The sequence below is a fragment of the Streptomyces sp. NPDC057854 genome, assembly GCF_042797055.1.
Classification (GTDB): domain Bacteria; phylum Actinomycetota; class Actinomycetes; order Streptomycetales; family Streptomycetaceae; genus Streptomyces.
Genome location: NZ_JBHVMF010000028.1, coordinates 57,242 through 74,021, shown reverse-complemented (window position 1 = coordinate 74,021; position 16,780 = coordinate 57,242). Strand labels below are relative to the sequence as shown.

Here is a 16,780-nt window from a genome sequence, read left to right as displayed (position 1 = left end):
GTCAGCCGAGCGCGGCGGCGCGGAAGCGGCGGAGGATCTCCTCGCCGGCCGCGACGCCGCGTTCCGCGAGGACGTCGAGGTGGGGGGCGGTCCAGGCGGTGTCGGCGAGTTCGCCGTGGCCGGGGCGCCAGGCGCGGTCCGCGGCGAGCAGCAGGTCGGCGTCGAGGAGCGAGTCGCCCGCGGCGAGGGTGAGCGCGGCGCCGGTGCGCCGGGCGACCTCGCGGACGGCGGCGCTCTTCGTCAGCGGCTTCGGCACCGCGTACACCTTGCGGCCCTGGAGGGAGACCGTCCAGCCGCGCTCGCCGGCCCAGGCGCCGAAGCGGTCGAGCCAGCCCTCCGGGAGCCGTTCCCGGTCGATGACGAGGTAGGCGAAGAGGTCCTCGGCGACCCGGTGCTTGCGCACCCAGGACGGGTCGGTCGTCGCGAGGAGCCCGGCGCGGATCTCGGCGAGCGGGGCGCACTCGTCGGCGAGCCTGCGGACGACGGAGGCGTGCCAGTCGGTGTCGGTGACGCCGTCGACGAGGATGTGCCCGCCGTTGGCGCAGATCGCGTACGCCGGTGTGCTGCCGGGGAGGCTGATGCGCTGGTACTGCTTGCGGGTGCGGGTCGTGGTGGGCACGAAGACGGTCTCGGCGGTGAGCCGGGCGAGCAGTCCGGCGGCCTCCTCCGTCATGTACGAGAGCGGCCTGGACTCGTGGACCTCGACGCAGAGCAGCCGGGGCGCCTGCGCGTCGGGCATGCCGAGGGCGAGGGCCGCGGACGAGTAGATGAGGGTGCGGTCGAGGTCGCTGGCGACCAGCGTCGTGGTGGGCGCGGCGGTGGTCACCGGGACACCACCGCCTTGCCGTCGGCGCCTGTCGCACCCCTGGTGTACTGGGGGTGGATGAGGCCGACGCAGGTGTACGGGAGGCCGTCGACCTCCTCCACGGGGACGCCGCGCTGTTCGGCGAGGAGGCGGACGTGGGCGAGGTCGGCGTCGGCGCCGCGCCGGGCGAGGATCTTCCAGGGGACGCGCCGGAGGAGGACGCGGGTGGTCTCGCCGACGCCGGGCTTGACGAGGTTGACGTCGTGGATGCCGTACTCCTCGCTGATGCGCTCGACGGCCGCCCAGCCCTCCCAGGTGGGGGTGCGGTCGGCGGCGAGGAGGTCCTTCACGTCGGTGTCGACGGTGGCGGCGACCTCGTCGAAGCGGGCCTCGATCGCGTCGAGGAAGGCGTTCGAGACGTCGGCGGCGGCGAGGTCGCGGTAGAACTTGGCGCCGTGGAAGTCGTCCGGGCCGACCAGGTCGGCGCGGAGCACCGTGCGCGATATGAGGCCGGAGACGGTGGAGTTGAGGCACGCGGACGGGATGAGGAAGTCCTCGCGGGTGCCGTAGGTGCGGACGCAGGAGCCGGGGTCGGCGAGGACCGCGATCTCCGGGTCGAAGCCGGCGAACTCCTCGGACTCCCGCAGCGCGGCGGCGAGTTCGCGGGTGATGGCGCCCTTGCCGGTCCAGCCGTCGACGAAGACGACGTCGGCCGGGTCGTGGTGGGCGGCGAGCCAGCGCAGGGCGTTGGCGTCGATGCCGCGGCCGCGGACGATGGAGACGGCGTAGTGCGGCAGGTCGAGGCCGTGGCGGTGGCGGGCCCAGCGGCGCATGAGGACGCCGACGGGGGTGCCGGCGCGGGCGAGCGAGACGAGGACCGGGCGGGCGGACCGCTCGGCGAGGACGGTCTCGGTGACGGTGCCGACGGCGTGGGCGATGCGGGCGGCGGAGGTCTCCAGGGCGGCGTGGAAGAGCTCCTGGTAGCGGGCGCTGGGCTGGTACTCGACGGGCAGCGACTCGGCGTAGTGGGCGCCGCCGCGCTGGATGGCTTCCTCGCGTTCCTCGGTGGGCGCCTCCAGCTCGACGTCCGAGAGGTCCTGGAGCAGCCAGCCGACCTCCTCGGGGGCGTACGAGGAGAAGGCGGGGCCGCGGAGGGGCTCGGGCAGCATGGAGCTCCTTTCGGGAGCTTCGGATCCGATCGCTTCGGATGCGGGGTCGGACGCGGGTGCGGTGCCGGACGCGGTGGTCTCCGGTCGCCCGGGCGCGGCGGCTCCGGCGTCGGCCGCCGCTGCGCGCGGTGCGTACGACGGGACGACCGCCAGGACGACGTGCGGGATGTGGGCGGAGAGCTGGGCCAGGAGGCCCTCGGGGGCGTGCAGTTCGGGGGTGTCGGCGGTCGAGTCGACGACGGCGACGACCGCGTCGAAGCCGCCGCCGGCCACGTTGTAGGCGTACCGCTCGCCGGGGCCGTCGGCGGGGGCGTCGTGGGCGGGGAAGACGAGGCGGGTGCGGATGGCGTAGCCGGGGTCGTCGACGGCGAGGACGGGTGAGCGGGTGGTGGTGGAGTACCGGACGTCGAGTCCGGCGTCCTCCAGGGCGCCGGCGAGCCGCAGCGGCGCGTACATCAGCTCCTCGAAGCCGAGGACGAGCACGCGGGGGGCGCGGGGGGCGCGGTCCGGGCCCGCGGTGGCGGCGGCCAGCGCCTCGGTGAGGGCGTCGGTCATCGCGGGAAGGGCGGCTTCCAGGCGGGCGCGGTGGGCGGGCGTGAAGCCGTGCCGGGCGCCGTCGGGGAGTCCGTCGGGCCAGTCGAGGTCGACGCGGACGGGGGTGGCGACGGCGGCGTAGCCGCCGCGGGAGCGGGGGGCCGGGGCCGTCGCGCCGTCGGGTTCGTGGCGGGCGACGAGTTCCCGGCCCTTCTCCAGGACGTCGGCGGGGAGGGCGACGGTGCCGGCGGCGAGGCTGACGAGGTCGACGCGGGCGCCGATCTCGGCAGCGAAGGCGGTGAGCCGGTCGCGGTCGGCGGGGGCGCGCATGTCGACGAGGGCGACGACGACGTACCGGTCGCGGGGGTGGCGGTCGTGGAGGCCGCGGATGGTGTTGAGGACGGTGTTGCCGGTGGAGAACTCGTCGTCGACGAGGACCAGCGGGCCCTTCCCGGCCAGCAGTTCCGGGTCCTCCGGGAGCAGCAGGTGGGAGGTGGCGTGGGAGTGGGACTCCTCGAAGCCGCCGGCGGTGGCGGCGCCGGCGACGGGGCGGCGGGTGGAGTGGAGGTACGGGGCGGTGCCGAGGCCGTCGGCGACGGCGTGGCCGAGGGCGGTGGCGGTCTCCGCGTAGCCGAGGACGACGGCCCGGGCGGCCTCGTCGGGGCCGAGGAGTTCGCGGACGCGCAGGCCGAGGCCGAGGCCGGAGCCGTAGACGACGGAGGGGTGCTGCGGCACGTGCTTGCCGAGGACGCTGGAGACGAGCAGGTGGGCCCGTTTGGGGTTGCGGCGCAGGGCGAGGCCCAGGAGGGCGGTCAGCTCCTCGTCGCCGGTCAGCTCGACGCCGAGTCGCTCCGCGACCCACGTTCCGGTCCACACCACGTCGCCGCAGTCCTTTCGTCAGCCGGCGAGGCCGGCGGTGAGCAGTTCCACGAAACCGACGTCCTCGCGGGCGACGCCGAAGACCTCGGCGCGGACGAGGGTGCGCTCGGCCCAGGCGCGGTGCGGTTTCACTTCGTTCATCTTGTTGGTGTAGGCGGAGCGGAGGACTCCGCCGCCGTCCTGTTCGGGCCGGAGGATGTCCTGGGCGTCGCTCCACTCCTCGTGGCTGACCACGGACAGGGCGTGGACGGGCAGCACGTGGGTGGGGTGAATGCAGGTCTTGCCGAGGAGGCCGTTGGCGCGGTCGAGTTCGATCTCGCGGAGCAGGCCGTCCATGTCGTGTTCGATGAGGGCGGTGCGCAGGTCCTCGGCGCGGCCTTCGAGGAAGGGGCTGCGGCGCAGCTGGGGCTTGAAGATGCGCTCGCCGGGGCGGAAGTACTCCCAGACGGGGCCGGTGATGGTGAAGCCGCTGCCGTCGGCGCGGCCGAGGACGTTGACGACGTCGGAGATGACGTGGGCGACGACCTTGACGTCGTACGCGGTCATGTCGGGCGAGCGGCGGAGTCCGTAGGCGGAGCAGAAGTCGGTGACGCCGAGGCGGAGGGCGAGGACGTGGTCGCGGTACTTCTCGGTGACGGCGGCGATGCCGGCGAGGGTCTCGGCCCGGGTCTCCAGGTGGAGGAGTTCGGGGGACTCAAGGACGGGCATGGCGTAGAGGCGGCGTCCGGCGGTGCGCTCGGCGCGGGTGAGGGCGTCGAGGAAGGCGGCGCCGCGGGCCTCGGTGAACTTGGGGAGTACGAATCCGGACAGCAGGCCGACGGTGTCGCCGAGGCGGGTGACGAGGTCGGTGATCTGGCGGGGTTCGCGGACGCGGATGAAGAGGAGCGGGATGCCGGGGCCGTCGGCGGGGGCGGTGTCCCGCCGGTCGGTGAGGTCGCGGAACTGGCGGACGAGGTTGCCCTCGCCGGCCTCGACGTCGGCGTCGCTGATCGAGTCCTCCAGGCAGAGGACCATGGAGACGACGCCGCGGGCGGCCTGTTTGCGGATGTCGTCGGCGAGGCGGGGGCGGGTGGCGGGGCTGTAGAGGGTGGCGCCGAGGGCGACCGCGAGCACGCGTGCGGGCGAGTCGGCGGTGAATTCCGCCGGCTCGCGATGGAACAGCCCGCTCCGTACCGCGGAGGGGATGTGCCCGAAATGACGCATGTGTGTCCCCCGTCTGCTTGCCTGGGCCCTGACGACATGTGGCCGGTAATAGTACGTAGGTACGGGTGTCCGTAGTTCCCGCTCCGCGTGAAATCCAGGTAACTCGTCCCTGTCGGGTCCCGCACCTCCACCCGTGTCCGCGCCGGTCCGTCCGGGGCGTACGGCGCCGCTCCGCTTCCCGCGGCGCCCCCGCGTTGTCCCCCGGTCGGGCCGGAGGGCAGGATGGCCGTCATGACGCACGCGATGCTGAAGGGCTCGAACGTCCCTCTCGACACCGCGGCCGTACGGGCCGTGCTCCGCTGGACCCCGGGCCCCGGGGTCCCCGACGTGGACGCCTCGGCCCTGGTCCTGGGGCCCGACGGGCGGGTCCGCTCCGACGAGGACTTCGTCTTCTACAACCAGCCGCGCCACCCGTCGGGCCTGGTGCGGCGGCTGCCGAAGAAGCGGGTCGCGGACGCGCTGACGGACACGGTGGAGGCGGACCTGGGCGCGCTGGACCCGTCCGTGGACCGGGTGGTGCTGGCGGCCTCCTCGGACGGCGGGACGTTCCGCTCGGTGACGGACCTGCGGATCGTGCTGTACGACGCCGCGGGCGGGGACGGGCGCGAGCTGGCGCTGTTCGACGTGACGGCGGAGACCGGCGAGGAGACCGCCGTCATCTGCGGCGAGCTGTACCGGCGGGGCGAGGGGTGGAAGTTCCGGGCGGTCGGCCAGGGCTATCCGACGGGCCTGGTGGGGCTGGCGACGGACTTCGGCATCTCGGTCGACGAGGAGCCCGACGGGCCGCCGTCCGGCCCGGAGACGGCCGCCGGGACCCCGGCGGACCCGGGGGCCGAGACCGCCTTCGTGGACGCCGCCGAGGGCGGTACGGGAGCGGGCGCGGGCGCCGGTACGGGCTCCGCCCCCGGGCCGGACCCCGACGCGACCGTCGTGCACACGCCCCGGCCGCCGGCGCCGCCCGTGCCGCCGATGCCCGACCGGGCGCCCGCCTACGGCTACCCGCAGGCCCCGGTGCCGGGCCCGGCACCCGCGTACGGCTATCCGCAGCCGGTGCACACCGGGGCCGGTCCGGAGCCGGTCCCGGAGTTCCGGATGCCGCCGATGGGGCCGCAGTTCCAGCGGCCGTGACGGGGGCGGCGGGCCCGCCGGGCCCGGTAAGCCGCCGGGGGCCGCGGTCACGTCCGTGACTTGTAGCCGCGGCCCCACTGCAGGCCCCAGCCGTAGAGCCGGTCCAGCTCGGCCTGGAAGCCGTACACGAACCGCACCTCGCGGCGGACCAGCAGCTCGCCCTTGCTGTTGTCCACGGAGAAGACGGCGCAGGAGCGGGCCTGGGGGGCGCGCTCGTCGAGTTCGATCTCGATCCGGGGGCCGTTGCTCGGGTAGAGGGTGACCGTGGCGTGGGTGCGGTCGAAGGCCGGGGTCTGGTCGTAGATGTACGCGAAGAAGAGCAGCCGCTCGATCTGGTCCTGGTGATCGAGGTTGACGAAGATCGTCTCCCCGGAGGGGGCGCCGAACCGGTCGTCGCCGCTGAGCTTCACGTACGGGGCGGCGTTGAGGTCGCCGAAGAAGCCGCCGAGCGGCTGGACGACGCCCTTGCTGCCGTCCTTGAGCTCGTAGAGGCAGCCGAGGTCGAGGTCGACGTTGACCATGCCCTGGGTGTGGGCCTGGACGACCTCGGGCTTGAAGAACTGGGCGGGGTTGCGCAGCAGCCGGCCGCTCTGCCGGGAGCGGCCCTCGATGTCGGAGGTCCGCATCCGCCAGGAGAGGTTGACGCGGAGGTTGCCGGTGGCGCCGCCCTGCTTGGCCAGCGAGACCGTGGGGCGGCGCCGGGTCAGGTCGATGGTGTGGGACGCGCCCATACCGTTGTCGAAGGACGTCGTCCGCCCCGGAATCAGGTTGTCCCAGAAGGCCATCGGGCCCCCACCCCCCACATCGGTCGCCTCGTCCGGCGGTCACACGCCTGCGGGGCGACCGGACGGGCCGGCCGCCCCGCAGGGAAGCGTTCCTCATTGTCCCCGGTGTCACACCCCGTGGCGGGGCGCACACCCGGGTGCAGGGTGTCACACCCCGGAGCTCACCTCGGCCTTGTCGCCCGGGGAACCGCCCTCGGCCGCCGCCAGTGCGCGGTTGCGGCGGACGGAGGACCAGAAGGACCAGGCGATCAGGACGACGCCGATGAGGCCGGTGATGACCTCGTTGATCTCGTACCGGATGGTGACGAGGAGGAGGACGGCGAGGGCGCCGATGGCGTAGTGGGCGCCGTGCTCCAGGTACACGTAGTCGTCGAGGGTGCCCTGCTTGACCAGGTAGACCGTGAGGGACCGGACGTACATGGCGCCGACGCCGAGGCCGAGGGCCATGAGGACGATGTCGTTGGTGATGGCGAAGGCGCCGATGACGCCGTCGAAGGAGAAGGAGGCGTCGAGGACCTCCAGGTAGAGGAACATGAAGAAGGCGGCCTTGCCGGCGAGCTGGACGGCGGAGACCTTCTTGCCGCTGCGCTTGGCCTCTTCCTCGGCCTCGTGCTCGCGCTCCTCTTCCTCCTCCAGCTTGTTCTCGAAGAAGCCGGAGAGACCGCCGACGACGAGGTAGGTGATGAGGCCGGCGATGCCGGAGATGAGGACCGTCTGCGCCTTGTCGGCGTGCGTGCCGCCGTGCTGGTGGGCGTGGGTGGCGAGGGTCATCGAGGTGACGAGCAGGACGATCAGCGCGATGCAGACCGACAGCATGTCGACCTTGCCGAGCTTGGCCAGCGGGCGCTCCAGCCAGCCGAGCCACTTGATGTCACGGTCCTCGAAGATGAAGTCGAGGAAGATCATCAGGAGGAACATGCCACCGAAGGCGGCGATCGACGGGTGCGCGTCGGTGACGAGCTCCTGGTAGCGGTTGGCGTCGGTGAGCGCCAGGTCGACGGCCTCGATCGGACCGATCTTGGCGCTCACCGCGACGATCACGATGGGGAAGACCAGGCGCATTCCGAAGACGGCGATCAGAATGCCGATGGTGAGGAAGATCTTCTGCCAGAAGGCATTCATCTTCTTCAGGATGCCGGCGTTGACCACGGCGTTGTCGAAGGAGAGCGAGATCTCGAGGATGCAGAGGATCGCGACGATCCCGAACGCCTTCCACCCCCCGTAGAGAACTGCGGCGACCAGGCCGAGCGCGGTGATCGCGAACGACCAGCCGAAGGTTTTCAGAACCACTGCCTACCCCATTGTGTGATAACGCGGCTTTACGAAACGTTGACCCCGAAGTCTAGAGCGATGCCCCGCAGCCCGGACGCGTACCCCTGACCGACCGCCCGGAACTTCCACTCGCCGTTGTAGCGGTAGAGCTCGCCGAAGATCATCGCGGTCTCGGTGGAGGCGTCCTCGGAGAGGTCGTAGCGGGCGAGTTCCTGTCCGTCCGCCTGGTTCACCACCCGGATGAAGGCGTTGCTGACCTGGCCGAAGGTCTGGCCGCGGTTGTCGGCGTCGTGGATGGAGACCGGGAAGACGATCTTGTCGCACTGGGGCGGCACGCGGGTGAGGTCGACGATGAGGGACTCGTCGTCGCCGTCGCCCTCGCCGGTGAGGTTGTCGCCGGTGTGCTCGACGGAACCCTCGGGGCTGCGCAGCTGGTTGTAGAAGACGAAGTACTCGTCGCCGAGGACCCGGCCGGCCTGGCACATGAGGGCGCTGGCGTCGAGGTCGAAGGGGGCTCCGGTGGTGGACCGCGCGTCCCAGCCGAGGCCGACGAGGACCTTGGTGAGGTTGGGTGCGGCCTTGGAGAGGGAGACGTTGCCTCCCTTGGCGAGCGTGACGCCCATGGTGTTCGGTTCCTCCCCGGTGGTTGCTGCTGCCATGAGGCACGTCCGGCGCCGCACGTGCTGTGCGGCGCCGGACGGCGTCGAGCGGGCCGCGGTCCCGGCCGCGGGGGCCGGGGCCGCGGACGGCCCTGAGGGTGTGCGGCTCAGACGTTGACGCCGAAGTCCTGCGCGATGCCGCGCAGGCCCGAGGCGTAACCCTGGCCGACCGCGCGGAACTTCCACTCCGCGCCGTGGCGGTACAGCTCGCCGAAGACCATGGCGGTCTCGGTGGAGGCGTCCTCGGAGAGGTCGTACCGGGCGATCTCGGCGCCGCCGGCCTGGTTGACGACGCGGATGAACGCGTTGCGCACCTGGCCGAAGGACTGCTGGCGGTTCTCGGCGTCGTAGATGGACACCGGGAAGACGATCTTGGCGACGTCGGCGGGCACGCCGGCCAGGTTGACCTTGACCTGCTCGTCGTCGCCCTCGCCCTCACCGGTGAGGTTGTCGCCGGTGTGCTCGACGGAACCGTCGGCGCTCTTGAGGTTGTTGAAGAAGACGAAGTCCTGGTCGTTGCGCACCTTGCCGGCCTCGCTCACCAGGATGGCGCTGGCGTCGAGGTCGAAGTCCGTACCGGTGGTGGTGCGGACGTCCCAGCCCAGACCGACGGTCACGGCGGTGAGGCCAGGGGCCTCCTTGGTCAGCGAGACGTTGCCGCCCTTGCTGAGGCTGACTCCCACGAGTCCCTCCATCATTGGTTTTCAGGGGCAGCGCCCCCGGTCGTGCGTTGGCATCGGATCAACGACTGGATCCTAGTGACGGGTTCCCCGTCGAAACAGGCGATTCGCGCGCGGAATCGGGGGATGTCGGCGGAAGCCGCCGATTCCGGTTGCCGCGGGGCGGAATCAGAGGGTTTCGAGGGCCTTCACGTACGCGTCGAGGTCGCGGGCGTCGGGCAGGGCGTTGACGACCGTCCAGCGGACGACGCCCTCCTTGTCGATGATGAAGGTGCCCCGGACGGCGCAGCCCTTGTCCTCGTCGAAGACCCCGTAGGCGCGGGACGCCTCGCCGTGCTTCCAGAAGTCGGAGAGCAGCGGGTACTCCAGGCCCTCCTGCTCGGCGAAGACGCGCAGGGTGTGGATGGAGTCGTTGGAGACGGCGAGCAGCTGGGTGTCGTCGTTGACGAACTTCGGCAGGTTGTCCCGGAGCTCGCACAGCTCGCCGGTGCACACGCCGGTGAAGGCGAAGGGGTAGAAGAGCAGCACCACGTTCTTCTCGCCGCGGAAGTCGGAGAGCCGGACGGTGCGGCCGTGGTTGTCCTTGAGCTCGAAATCGGGGGCCTTGGTGCCGACCTCGATCGCCATCGCGTACGCATCCCTTCGACGGGGCCCGGCCTCTGGGCCGAACCGGTGAACCCCACCCTACGGCCTGCCCGGCGGGCGCCCGCGGGGCCGGGGACGGAGGCGTGCCGAGGGACGCGAGGGGGGCGCGGAGGGGGCGGGGAAGGGCCGGGGAGGGGCCGGGACGCGGGAAAGCCCCCGCCGGCGGACCGGCGGGGGCTTTCGCGCAGAAGGGGGATCAGCGCTTGGGAGCGGCCAGGCGGGTGCCCGTCCAGTCCTTGGCGACGCTGATGCTCTTGGACTGGGAGAGCCCAGCGGTCTGCGCGGCATCGGTGATGTCGCTCGGCTCGATGTAGCCGTCGCGGCCGGTCTTCGGAGTCAGCAGCCAGATGTTGCCGCCGTCCTCCAGCAGACCGATGCTGTCCACCAGTGTGTCGGTGAGGTCACCGTCCTCGTCACGGAACCAGAGGACGACGGCGTCGGCGACGTCGTCGTACTCCTCGTCCATGAGCTCCTGGCCGATGATGGACTCGATGCCTTCACGGAGATCCTGGTCGACGTCTTCGTCGTAGCCGATCTCCTGGACCACCTGTCCGGGCTCGAACCCCAGCCTCGCCGCCGGGTTGGTCCGCTCCTCCGCGTGGTCCGCGGTCGCGCTCACGGCTTGCCTCCTGATCATGTAACGGAAAATGCTCGGGCCGCGCGTGCGCGCGGCGCTGGCCGTAGTCCACACGTGACGGGGCGGATCGCGCAAGTACCCGGCCGTGGAGACCGCCGAAACGGTGACGTTTGGGGCCGTCTCACCGCAACTTCCGGCGCCTTCCGACAGCGCTCCGTGATCAGGCGTACACGATTCGTCCCGCTTCGCGGGTTTCTGCGGTTTCAGTCTGCCGAACGCTCCGCCGGAACGCATGCGCGGATTGGGCGTAAGGTTGCGATTTGACCGCACCCGGTGGGCAAGAAGGGCGCGGAGAGGGTTACCTCTCGGTAAAGATGACGTGTGCCGCGGGCCGGGTGGACGATGGACTTTCCCGGCCTCGGACATCCCGGCCTCCAAGGGGCTCCCCGCCCTCGCGGGGTTCCCCCCGACCAGCGAAGGAACAGCGTGGCTCCCGGATCCGATCGCAGTCCGATCATCATTGGCGGCCTTCCCAGCCAGGTCCCGGATTTTGACCCCGAAGAGACCCAGGAGTGGCTCGACTCCCTCGACGCGGCCGTCGACGAGCGCGGCCGGGAGCGGGCCCGCTATCTGATGCTCCGGCTGATCGAGCGCGCCCGCGAGAAGCGGGTGGCCGTGCCCGAGATGCGCAGCACGGACTACGTCAACACCATCGCGACCAAGGACGAGCCGTTCTTCCCCGGCAACGAGGAGATCGAGCGCAAGGTCCTCAACGCCACCCGCTGGAACGCGGCCGTGATGGTCTCGCGCGCGCAGCGCCCGGGCATCGGCGTCGGCGGCCACATCGCGACCTTCGCCTCCTCCGCCTCCCTCTACGACGTGGGCTTCAACCACTTCTTCCGGGGCAAGGACGAGGGCGACGGCGGCGACCAGATCTTCTTCCAGGGCCACGCCTCCCCCGGCATCTACGCCCGCGCCTTCCTCCTCGACCGGCTGACGCCGGCGCAGCTCGACGGCTTCCGCCAGGAGAAGTCGAAGTACCCGAACGGGCTGTCGTCGTACCCGCATCCGCGGCTGATGCCGGACTTCTGGGAGTTCCCGACAGTGTCGATGGGCCTCGGTCCGCTCGGCGCGATCTACCAGGCCCGGATGAACCGCTACATGGAGGCGCGCGGGATCGCCGACACCTCCAAGTCGCACGTGTGGGCGTTCCTCGGCGACGGCGAGATGGACGAGGTGGAGTCGCTCGGGCAGCTCTCCATCGCGGCCCGCGAGGGCCTCGACAACCTCACCTTCGTCGTCAACTGCAACCTCCAGCGGCTCGACGGCCCGGTCCGCGGCAACGGGAAGATCATCCAGGAGCTGGAGTCGATCTTCCGGGGCAACGGCTGGAACGTCATCAAGCTGATCTGGGACCGCTCCTGGGACCCGCTGCTCGCGCAGGACCGGGACGGCATCCTGGTGAACAAGCTGAACACCACGCCGGACGGGCAGTTCCAGACGTACGCCACGGAGACCGGCGCGTACATCCGCGACCACTTCTTCGGCGACGACCACCGGCTGCGGGCGATGGTCGAGTCGATGTCGGACCAGCAGATCCTGCACCTGGGCCGCGGCGGCCACGACCACAAGAAGATCTACGCGGCCTACGCGGCGGCCAAGGCCCACAAGGGCCAGCCGACGGTGATCCTGGCGCAGACGGTGAAGGGCTGGACCCTCGGCCCGAACTTCGAGGGCCGCAACGCCACCCACCAGATGAAGAAGCTGACGGTCGACGACCTGAAGCGCTTCCGCGACCGGCTGCACATCCCGGTGTCCGACAAGGAGCTGGAGTCCGGCCTGCCGCCGTACTACCACCCCGGGCGGGACTCCGAGGAGATCCAGTACATGCACGACCGGCGCAACGCGCTCGGCGGTTACGTGCCCACCCGGGTGGTGCGCGCCCGTCCGCTGGCGCTGCCGGACGACAAGGCCTACGCGGCCGTCCGCAAGGGCTCGGGCCAGCAGTCGATCGCCACCACGATGGCCTTCGTCCGGCTGCTGAAGGACCTGATGCGGGACAAGGAGATCGGCAAGCGCTTCGTGCTGATCGCGCCGGACGAGTACCGCACCTTCGGCATGGACTCCTTCTTCCCGAGCGCCAAGATCTACAACCCGCTGGGGCAGCAGTACGAGGCGGTGGACCGCGAACTCCTCCTCGCCTACAAGGAGTCGCCGACCGGCCAGATGCTGCACGACGGCATCTCCGAGGCCGGCTGCACGGCCTCGCTGATCGCCGCCGGCTCCGCCTACGCGACCCACGGCGAACCGCTGATCCCGGTCTACGTCTTCTACTCGATGTTCGGCTTCCAGCGGACCGGCGACCAGTTCTGGCAGATGGCCGACCAGCTGGCGCGCGGCTTCGTCCTGGGTGCCACCGCCGGCCGCACCACGCTCACCGGCGAGGGCCTCCAGCACGCGGACGGTCATTCGCACCTCCTCGCTTCGACGAACCCGGCGTGCGTCGCCTACGACCCGGCGTTCGGTTTCGAGATCGCGCACATCGTCAAGGACGGTCTGCGCCGGATGTACGGCCCGGAGGCCGAGGACGTCTTCTACTACCTGACGGTCTACAACGAGCCGATCCAGCACCCGGCCGAGCCGGAGGACGTGGACGTGGAGGGCATCCTCCAGGGCATCCACCTCTACCGGCGCGCCGAGGCCGGCACGATCCCGGCCCAGATCATGGCCTCCGGCGTCGCCGTCCCGTGGGCGGTCGAGGCGCAGCGGATCCTCGCCGAGGAGTGGAACGTCAAGGCCGACGTGTGGTCCGCGACCTCCTGGAACGAGCTGCGCCGCGAGGCGGTGGCGGTCGAGGAGCACAACCTGCTCCACCCGGACGAGGAGCAGCGCGTCCCGTACGTCACCCGCAAGCTCCAGGGCGCCGAGGGCCCGTTCGTGGCGGTCTCGGACTGGATGCGCTCGGTGCCGGACCAGATCTCCCGCTGGGTCCCGGGTGCGTACACCTCGCTCGGCGCCGACGGTTTCGGTTTCGCGGACACCCGCGGCGCCGCCCGCCGGTACTTCCACATCGACGCCCAGTCGGTCGTGCTCGCGGTGCTGACCGAGCTGGCCCGTGACGGCAAGGTGGACCGCGCGGTCCTGAAGCAGGCGGTGGACCGCTACCAGCTGCTCGACGTGGCGGCGGCCGACCCGGGTCCGGCGGGCGGCGACGCCTGACCCCGTGACGGGGCCCGCGCGGCGCGGGCGGTGAGGGGCGGTGGGACCGGCGGTCCCGCCGCCCCTCGGCATTCCTTACGATGCCCGGCATGTCCGTGAAGAAGGAGCGCCCCCCGCACGTCCGCTGGGAAGAGCGCACCCAGACCCCGCTGCTGGTCCTGGCGGTGGCCTTCGGCATCGCCTACGCGGTGCCGATCGTCGCGCCCGGCGCCGAGGCGTGGGTGCTCCGCCTGTGCCACTACGCCGAGTGGGCGGTGTGGGCCGCCTTCGCGCTGGACTACCTGGTCCGTCTGCTGCTCGCCCCGTCCCGCTGGGCGTTCGTCCGCTCCCATCCCCTCGATCTGCTCGCGGTCCTGCTGCCGCTGGTGCAGCCGCTGCGGCTGCTGCGCGTGGTCTCCACCCTCCTCCTCGTGGGCCGGCGGGCCCGGATGGCCCCGCAGATCACGCTCACCACCTATGTGGCGGGAGCCGTGACCGGACTGATGATGTTCGGTTCGCTGGCGGTGCTGCACGTGGAGCGGGACGCGCCGGAGGGGAACATCAAGACCCTGGGCGACGCCGTCTGGTGGTCGTTCACGACGATGACGACCGTCGGCTACGGCGACCACGCGCCGACGACGGGGCTCGGGCGGGTGCTCGCGGTCGGGCTCATGCTGTCGGGCATCGCGCTGCTGGGTGTCGTCACCGCCAACATCGCGGCCTGGTTCATCGCCCGCTTCGAGCGCGACGACGCGGTCGAGCGGCGCCACACGGAACTCCTGGAGGCGCTGACCCGCGAGGTCCGCGACCTCCGCGCCGAGGTGGCCCGCCTGTCGGGCCCCGGCCCCGTACCCCCGCAGGCCGCAGCCCCGTCGGCCGTACCCTCGCCGCCCGCGACCCCGCCCGTGCCCCCGGCGGCACCGCCGGCCGAGGCGGTCGTGCCCGGGGCGGGCGGGGCTAGCGCTCCCACAGCTTGAAGGCTCTGACCTCGTACGGGGTCTGCGGGGCCCACGTGCCCCGGCCGGGGTACGTCTCGAACTCGCCCGTCTCCGCGCACTCCCCCGACTGGTACACGGTCACCGGCCGGCCCGTGCGGACCGCCAGGGACTGGGCCGAGGCCCCGGCCGGCAGGGCCACGCAGCTGTCCAGGTCCGTCGTCGCCAGCTCGTACGTCCACGGCCGGCCCTTGAAGTCCGGCTTCGGCCAGAGGCAGAGCCGTCCGGGCCCGCACGCCCCGAGCGCCGTCCCGGCGGCCGGAGCCGCCGCGGGCGCCGACGAAGCCGACGCAGCCGTCGGTGCGGCCGGTGCGGCCGATGCCGGGAGGGCGGCCAGGAGCAGGGCCGACGCCCCCGCCAGCACCACGGACACCTTCATGTTCATGCAGATCAACCCCCATGTCGTCACTCTCTGTAATCAGGATCATGGGGGACGCGGCGCCCTGAACGGAAGAGGGGCCGCCCCCGTTCCTTCGAACGGGTGACGACCCCTTAAGGGACCTCCGGGTCAGATGTGACCGCCGCCCATGCCCGCCTGCGCGTTCTCGCCGCGCTTGGTGAGCGTGGCGACCAGCGCCGCGACCACGGCGACCGCACCGGCGACGGTGAAGGCCAGGCCCATGCCGTCGAGGAAGGTGTCGTGGATGACGTCCGCGATCTTGGCGAAGAGGTCCGGCGTCATGCCGGGCGCCTGCGCCATCTCCTGCGGGGCCATGCCGAACTCGGCGGCCTCCTCCAGGCGCGGGTCGGGCGGGACCGGGATGCCGGCCGCCTTCCAGTTCTCCTCGAAGGCGCTGGAGACCTTGGAGGCCATGACCGCGCCGAGCACCGCCGTGCCGAGCGCGCCGCCGACCTGCATGGCCGCCTGCTGGAGGCCGCCGGCGACACCGGAGAGCTCCAGCGGCGCGTTGCCGACGATGACCTCGGTGGCGCCGACCATGACCGGGGCCAGGCCCAGGCCGAGGAGGGCGAACCAGAGGGACATCGCCAGCGTGCTCGTACCGGCCGAGAGCGAGATCATGCCGAACATCGCGACGGCCGTGCACACCATGCCGCCGACCAGCGGCACCCGCGGGCCGAACCGGGTGATGAGCGCCCCCGCCAGCGGCGAGGAGACGATCATCATCGCGGTCAGCGGCAGCAGCCGCAGACCGGCGTCGATCGGGCCGAGCCCCTTCACACCCTGGAGGTAGAAGGTCACGAAGAAGAGGCCGCCCATGAACGCGAAGGCCATCAGGACCATCAGCACCACACCGGCCGACAGCGGCACGGAGCGGAACATGCCGAGCGGGATGAGCGGCTCCGCGACCTTCGTCTCCCAGACGGCGAAGACCGCGAAGAGGACGATCGAGCCGATCAGGCAGCCCCAGGTGTTGGCGCTGGTCCAGCCCCAGTCCGCGCCCGCCTTGATGAGGCTCCAGACGAGCAGGCCCATCGCGCCGGAGAGCAGCGCGATGCCGAGGACGTCGAAGGAGCGCGGCGCGTTCTCCGCGCGGTGGTCCTTCAGGATGACCAGGCCGAGCGCGAGCGCGACCACGCCCACGGGCACGTTGATGAAGAAGACGGACTGCCAGCTCACGTGCTCGACGAGGAAGCCGCCGAGGATCGGGCCGCCCGCCGTGGAGGCGCCGATGACCATGCCCCAGATGCCGATGGCCATGTTCAGCTTCTCGGCCGGGAAGGTCGCGCGCAGCAGGCCGAGCGCGGCCGGCATCAGCAGGGCGCCGAAGAGGCCCTGGAGGACGCGGAAGGCGATCACGAAGGCGATCGAGTCGGAGAGGCCGATCGCGGCGGACGCGGCGGCGAAGCCCGCGATGCCGATGAGGAAGGTCTGGCGGTGGCCGAAGCGGTCGCCGAGCTTGCCGGCGGTGATCAGGGCGACGGCGAGCGCGAGCAGGTAGCCGTTGGTGATCCACTGGAGCTGGTCCAGGGTGGCACCGAGGTCGGCCTGGATGGCCGGGTTGGCGATGGCGACGATGGTGCCGTCGAGCGCCACCATCATGACGCCGGCCGCGACGGCGAAGAGGGTCAGCCAGGGGTGGCCGCGCAGGCCCTTCGCCGGAACCGGAGCCGGTTCCCGGGCGCCCCCCTGGCCCTGCGGGGCCTTTTCCACACTGGTCTGACTAGTCATGGGAACGAGGCTAGTGACAGTCACTGACAATTGACAAAGTGATTCACACGTCGGTAACTGTCATGTAGCTCACAGGTACCCTGAGCAGGGAGAAAGCCACGGAATCGACCGAAAAGAGGC

General features: G+C 71.5%; 14 protein-coding genes. 3 read left to right on the top strand and 11 right to left on the bottom strand.

The window, feature by feature from the left end:
- Position 1: 1 nt before the first annotated feature.
- Genes ACFVQZ_RS31455 through ACFVQZ_RS31445 form a run of 3 tightly spaced genes read right to left on the bottom strand, consistent with a single transcriptional unit; the run spans position 2 to position 4,590 of the window.
- Positions 2–826, bottom strand: coding sequence for a hypothetical protein (locus ACFVQZ_RS31455; RefSeq protein WP_030495310.1), 825 nt, complete (start codon positions 824–826; stop codon positions 2–4).
- Positions 823–3,387: a phosphoribosyltransferase gene (locus ACFVQZ_RS31450; protein WP_383628139.1), complete on the bottom strand. Its 2,565-nt coding sequence runs from the start codon at positions 3,385–3,387 to the stop codon at positions 823–825. The genes ACFVQZ_RS31455 and ACFVQZ_RS31450 overlap by 4 nt, the downstream gene beginning before the upstream one ends.
- Positions 3,388–3,405: 18 nt before the next feature.
- A complete protein-coding gene (locus ACFVQZ_RS31445) occupies positions 3,406–4,590 on the bottom strand; it encodes an HpcH/HpaI aldolase/citrate lyase family protein (protein WP_383628137.1) in 1,185 nt (394 codons plus the stop codon).
- Between the two features lie 222 nt (positions 4,591–4,812).
- On the opposite strand from ACFVQZ_RS31445, the gene ACFVQZ_RS31440 reads away from it, so the two are divergent.
- Positions 4,813–5,718: a TerD family protein gene (locus ACFVQZ_RS31440; protein WP_383628135.1), complete on the top strand. Its 906-nt coding sequence runs from the start codon at positions 4,813–4,815 to the stop codon at positions 5,716–5,718.
- A 47-nt stretch (positions 5,719–5,765) separates the two neighbouring features.
- Here the strand turns inward: ACFVQZ_RS31440 and ACFVQZ_RS31435 are convergent, their stop codons facing one another.
- The 6 genes from ACFVQZ_RS31435 to ACFVQZ_RS31410 all read right to left on the bottom strand — a co-directional run bounded on the left by ACFVQZ_RS31435 (position 5,766) and on the right by ACFVQZ_RS31410 (position 10,378).
- Positions 5,766–6,503, bottom strand: coding sequence for a Tellurium resistance (locus ACFVQZ_RS31435; protein ID WP_030495314.1), 738 nt, complete (start codon positions 6,501–6,503; stop codon positions 5,766–5,768).
- A gap of 147 nt (positions 6,504–6,650) precedes the next feature.
- Positions 6,651–7,793 (bottom strand): DUF475 domain-containing protein, encoded by a 1,143-nt coding sequence (locus ACFVQZ_RS31430; RefSeq protein WP_030495315.1) that lies wholly within the window; start codon positions 7,791–7,793, stop codon positions 6,651–6,653.
- Between the two features lie 29 nt (positions 7,794–7,822).
- Positions 7,823–8,398, bottom strand: a complete 576-nt coding sequence (locus ACFVQZ_RS31425) for a TerD family protein (protein WP_030495316.1) — start codon at positions 8,396–8,398, stop codon at positions 7,823–7,825.
- Between the two features lie 143 nt (positions 8,399–8,541).
- Positions 8,542–9,117 (bottom strand): TerD family protein, encoded by a 576-nt coding sequence (locus ACFVQZ_RS31420; RefSeq protein WP_030495317.1) that lies wholly within the window; start codon positions 9,115–9,117, stop codon positions 8,542–8,544.
- A gap of 165 nt (positions 9,118–9,282) precedes the next feature.
- Complete coding sequence (locus tag ACFVQZ_RS31415) at positions 9,283–9,741, bottom strand: peroxiredoxin (protein WP_030495318.1); 459 nt, start codon at positions 9,739–9,741, stop codon at positions 9,283–9,285.
- Between the two features lie 214 nt (positions 9,742–9,955).
- The gene (locus ACFVQZ_RS31410; RefSeq protein ID WP_383628132.1) at positions 9,956–10,378 is read right to left on the bottom strand and encodes a DUF3052 domain-containing protein; all 423 of its coding nucleotides are present in this window, start codon (positions 10,376–10,378) and stop codon (positions 9,956–9,958) included.
- A 444-nt stretch (positions 10,379–10,822) separates the two neighbouring features.
- On the opposite strand from ACFVQZ_RS31410, the gene aceE reads away from it, so the two are divergent.
- Both aceE and ACFVQZ_RS31400 read left to right on the top strand, forming a co-directional pair.
- Complete coding sequence (aceE, locus tag ACFVQZ_RS31405) at positions 10,823–13,555, top strand: pyruvate dehydrogenase (acetyl-transferring), homodimeric type (RefSeq protein ID WP_030495320.1); 2,733 nt, start codon at positions 10,823–10,825, stop codon at positions 13,553–13,555.
- Positions 13,556–13,644: 89 nt separating this feature from the next.
- On the top strand, positions 13,645–14,511 hold the full coding sequence (locus ACFVQZ_RS31400; RefSeq protein WP_383628130.1) for a potassium channel family protein: 867 nt from the start codon (positions 13,645–13,647) through the stop codon (positions 14,509–14,511).
- Here ACFVQZ_RS31400 and ACFVQZ_RS31395 read toward each other — a convergent pair.
- The gene (locus ACFVQZ_RS31395) at positions 14,492–14,908 is read right to left on the bottom strand and encodes a peptidase inhibitor family I36 protein (protein WP_383628175.1); all 417 of its coding nucleotides are present in this window, start codon (positions 14,906–14,908) and stop codon (positions 14,492–14,494) included. The two genes, ACFVQZ_RS31400 and ACFVQZ_RS31395, sit on opposite strands and share 20 nt — an antisense overlap.
- 129 nt (positions 14,909–15,037) lie before the next feature.
- The gene (locus ACFVQZ_RS31390) at positions 15,038–16,660 is read right to left on the bottom strand and encodes an MFS transporter (RefSeq protein ID WP_030495323.1); all 1,623 of its coding nucleotides are present in this window, start codon (positions 16,658–16,660) and stop codon (positions 15,038–15,040) included.
- Positions 16,661–16,780: the final 120 nt, after the last annotated feature.

What these genes read in the sequence shown, in the direction of transcription:
- ACFVQZ_RS31435 (WP_030495314.1), bottom strand. Translation starts at nt 6,503, where the DNA reads ATGGCCTTCTGGGACAACCTGATTCCGGGGCGGACGACGTCCTTCGAC.
- ACFVQZ_RS31390 (WP_030495323.1), bottom strand. Translation starts at nt 16,660, where the DNA reads ATGACTAGTCAGACCAGTGTGGAAAAGGCCCCGCAGGGCCAGGGGGGC.
- ACFVQZ_RS31440 (WP_383628135.1), top strand. Translation starts at nt 4,813, where the DNA reads ATGGCCGTCATGACGCACGCGATGCTGAAGGGCTCGAACGTCCCTCTC.
- ACFVQZ_RS31400 (WP_383628130.1), top strand. Translation starts at nt 13,645, where the DNA reads ATGTCCGTGAAGAAGGAGCGCCCCCCGCACGTCCGCTGGGAAGAGCGC.
- ACFVQZ_RS31445 (WP_383628137.1), bottom strand. Translation starts at nt 4,590, where the DNA reads ATGCGTCATTTCGGGCACATCCCCTCCGCGGTACGGAGCGGGCTGTTC.
- ACFVQZ_RS31425 (WP_030495316.1), bottom strand. Translation starts at nt 8,398, where the DNA reads ATGGGCGTCACGCTCGCCAAGGGAGGCAACGTCTCCCTCTCCAAGGCC.
- ACFVQZ_RS31415 (WP_030495318.1), bottom strand. Translation starts at nt 9,741, where the DNA reads ATGGCGATCGAGGTCGGCACCAAGGCCCCCGATTTCGAGCTCAAGGAC.
- ACFVQZ_RS31395 (WP_383628175.1), bottom strand. Translation starts at nt 14,908, where the DNA reads ATGAAGGTGTCCGTGGTGCTGGCGGGGGCGTCGGCCCTGCTCCTGGCC.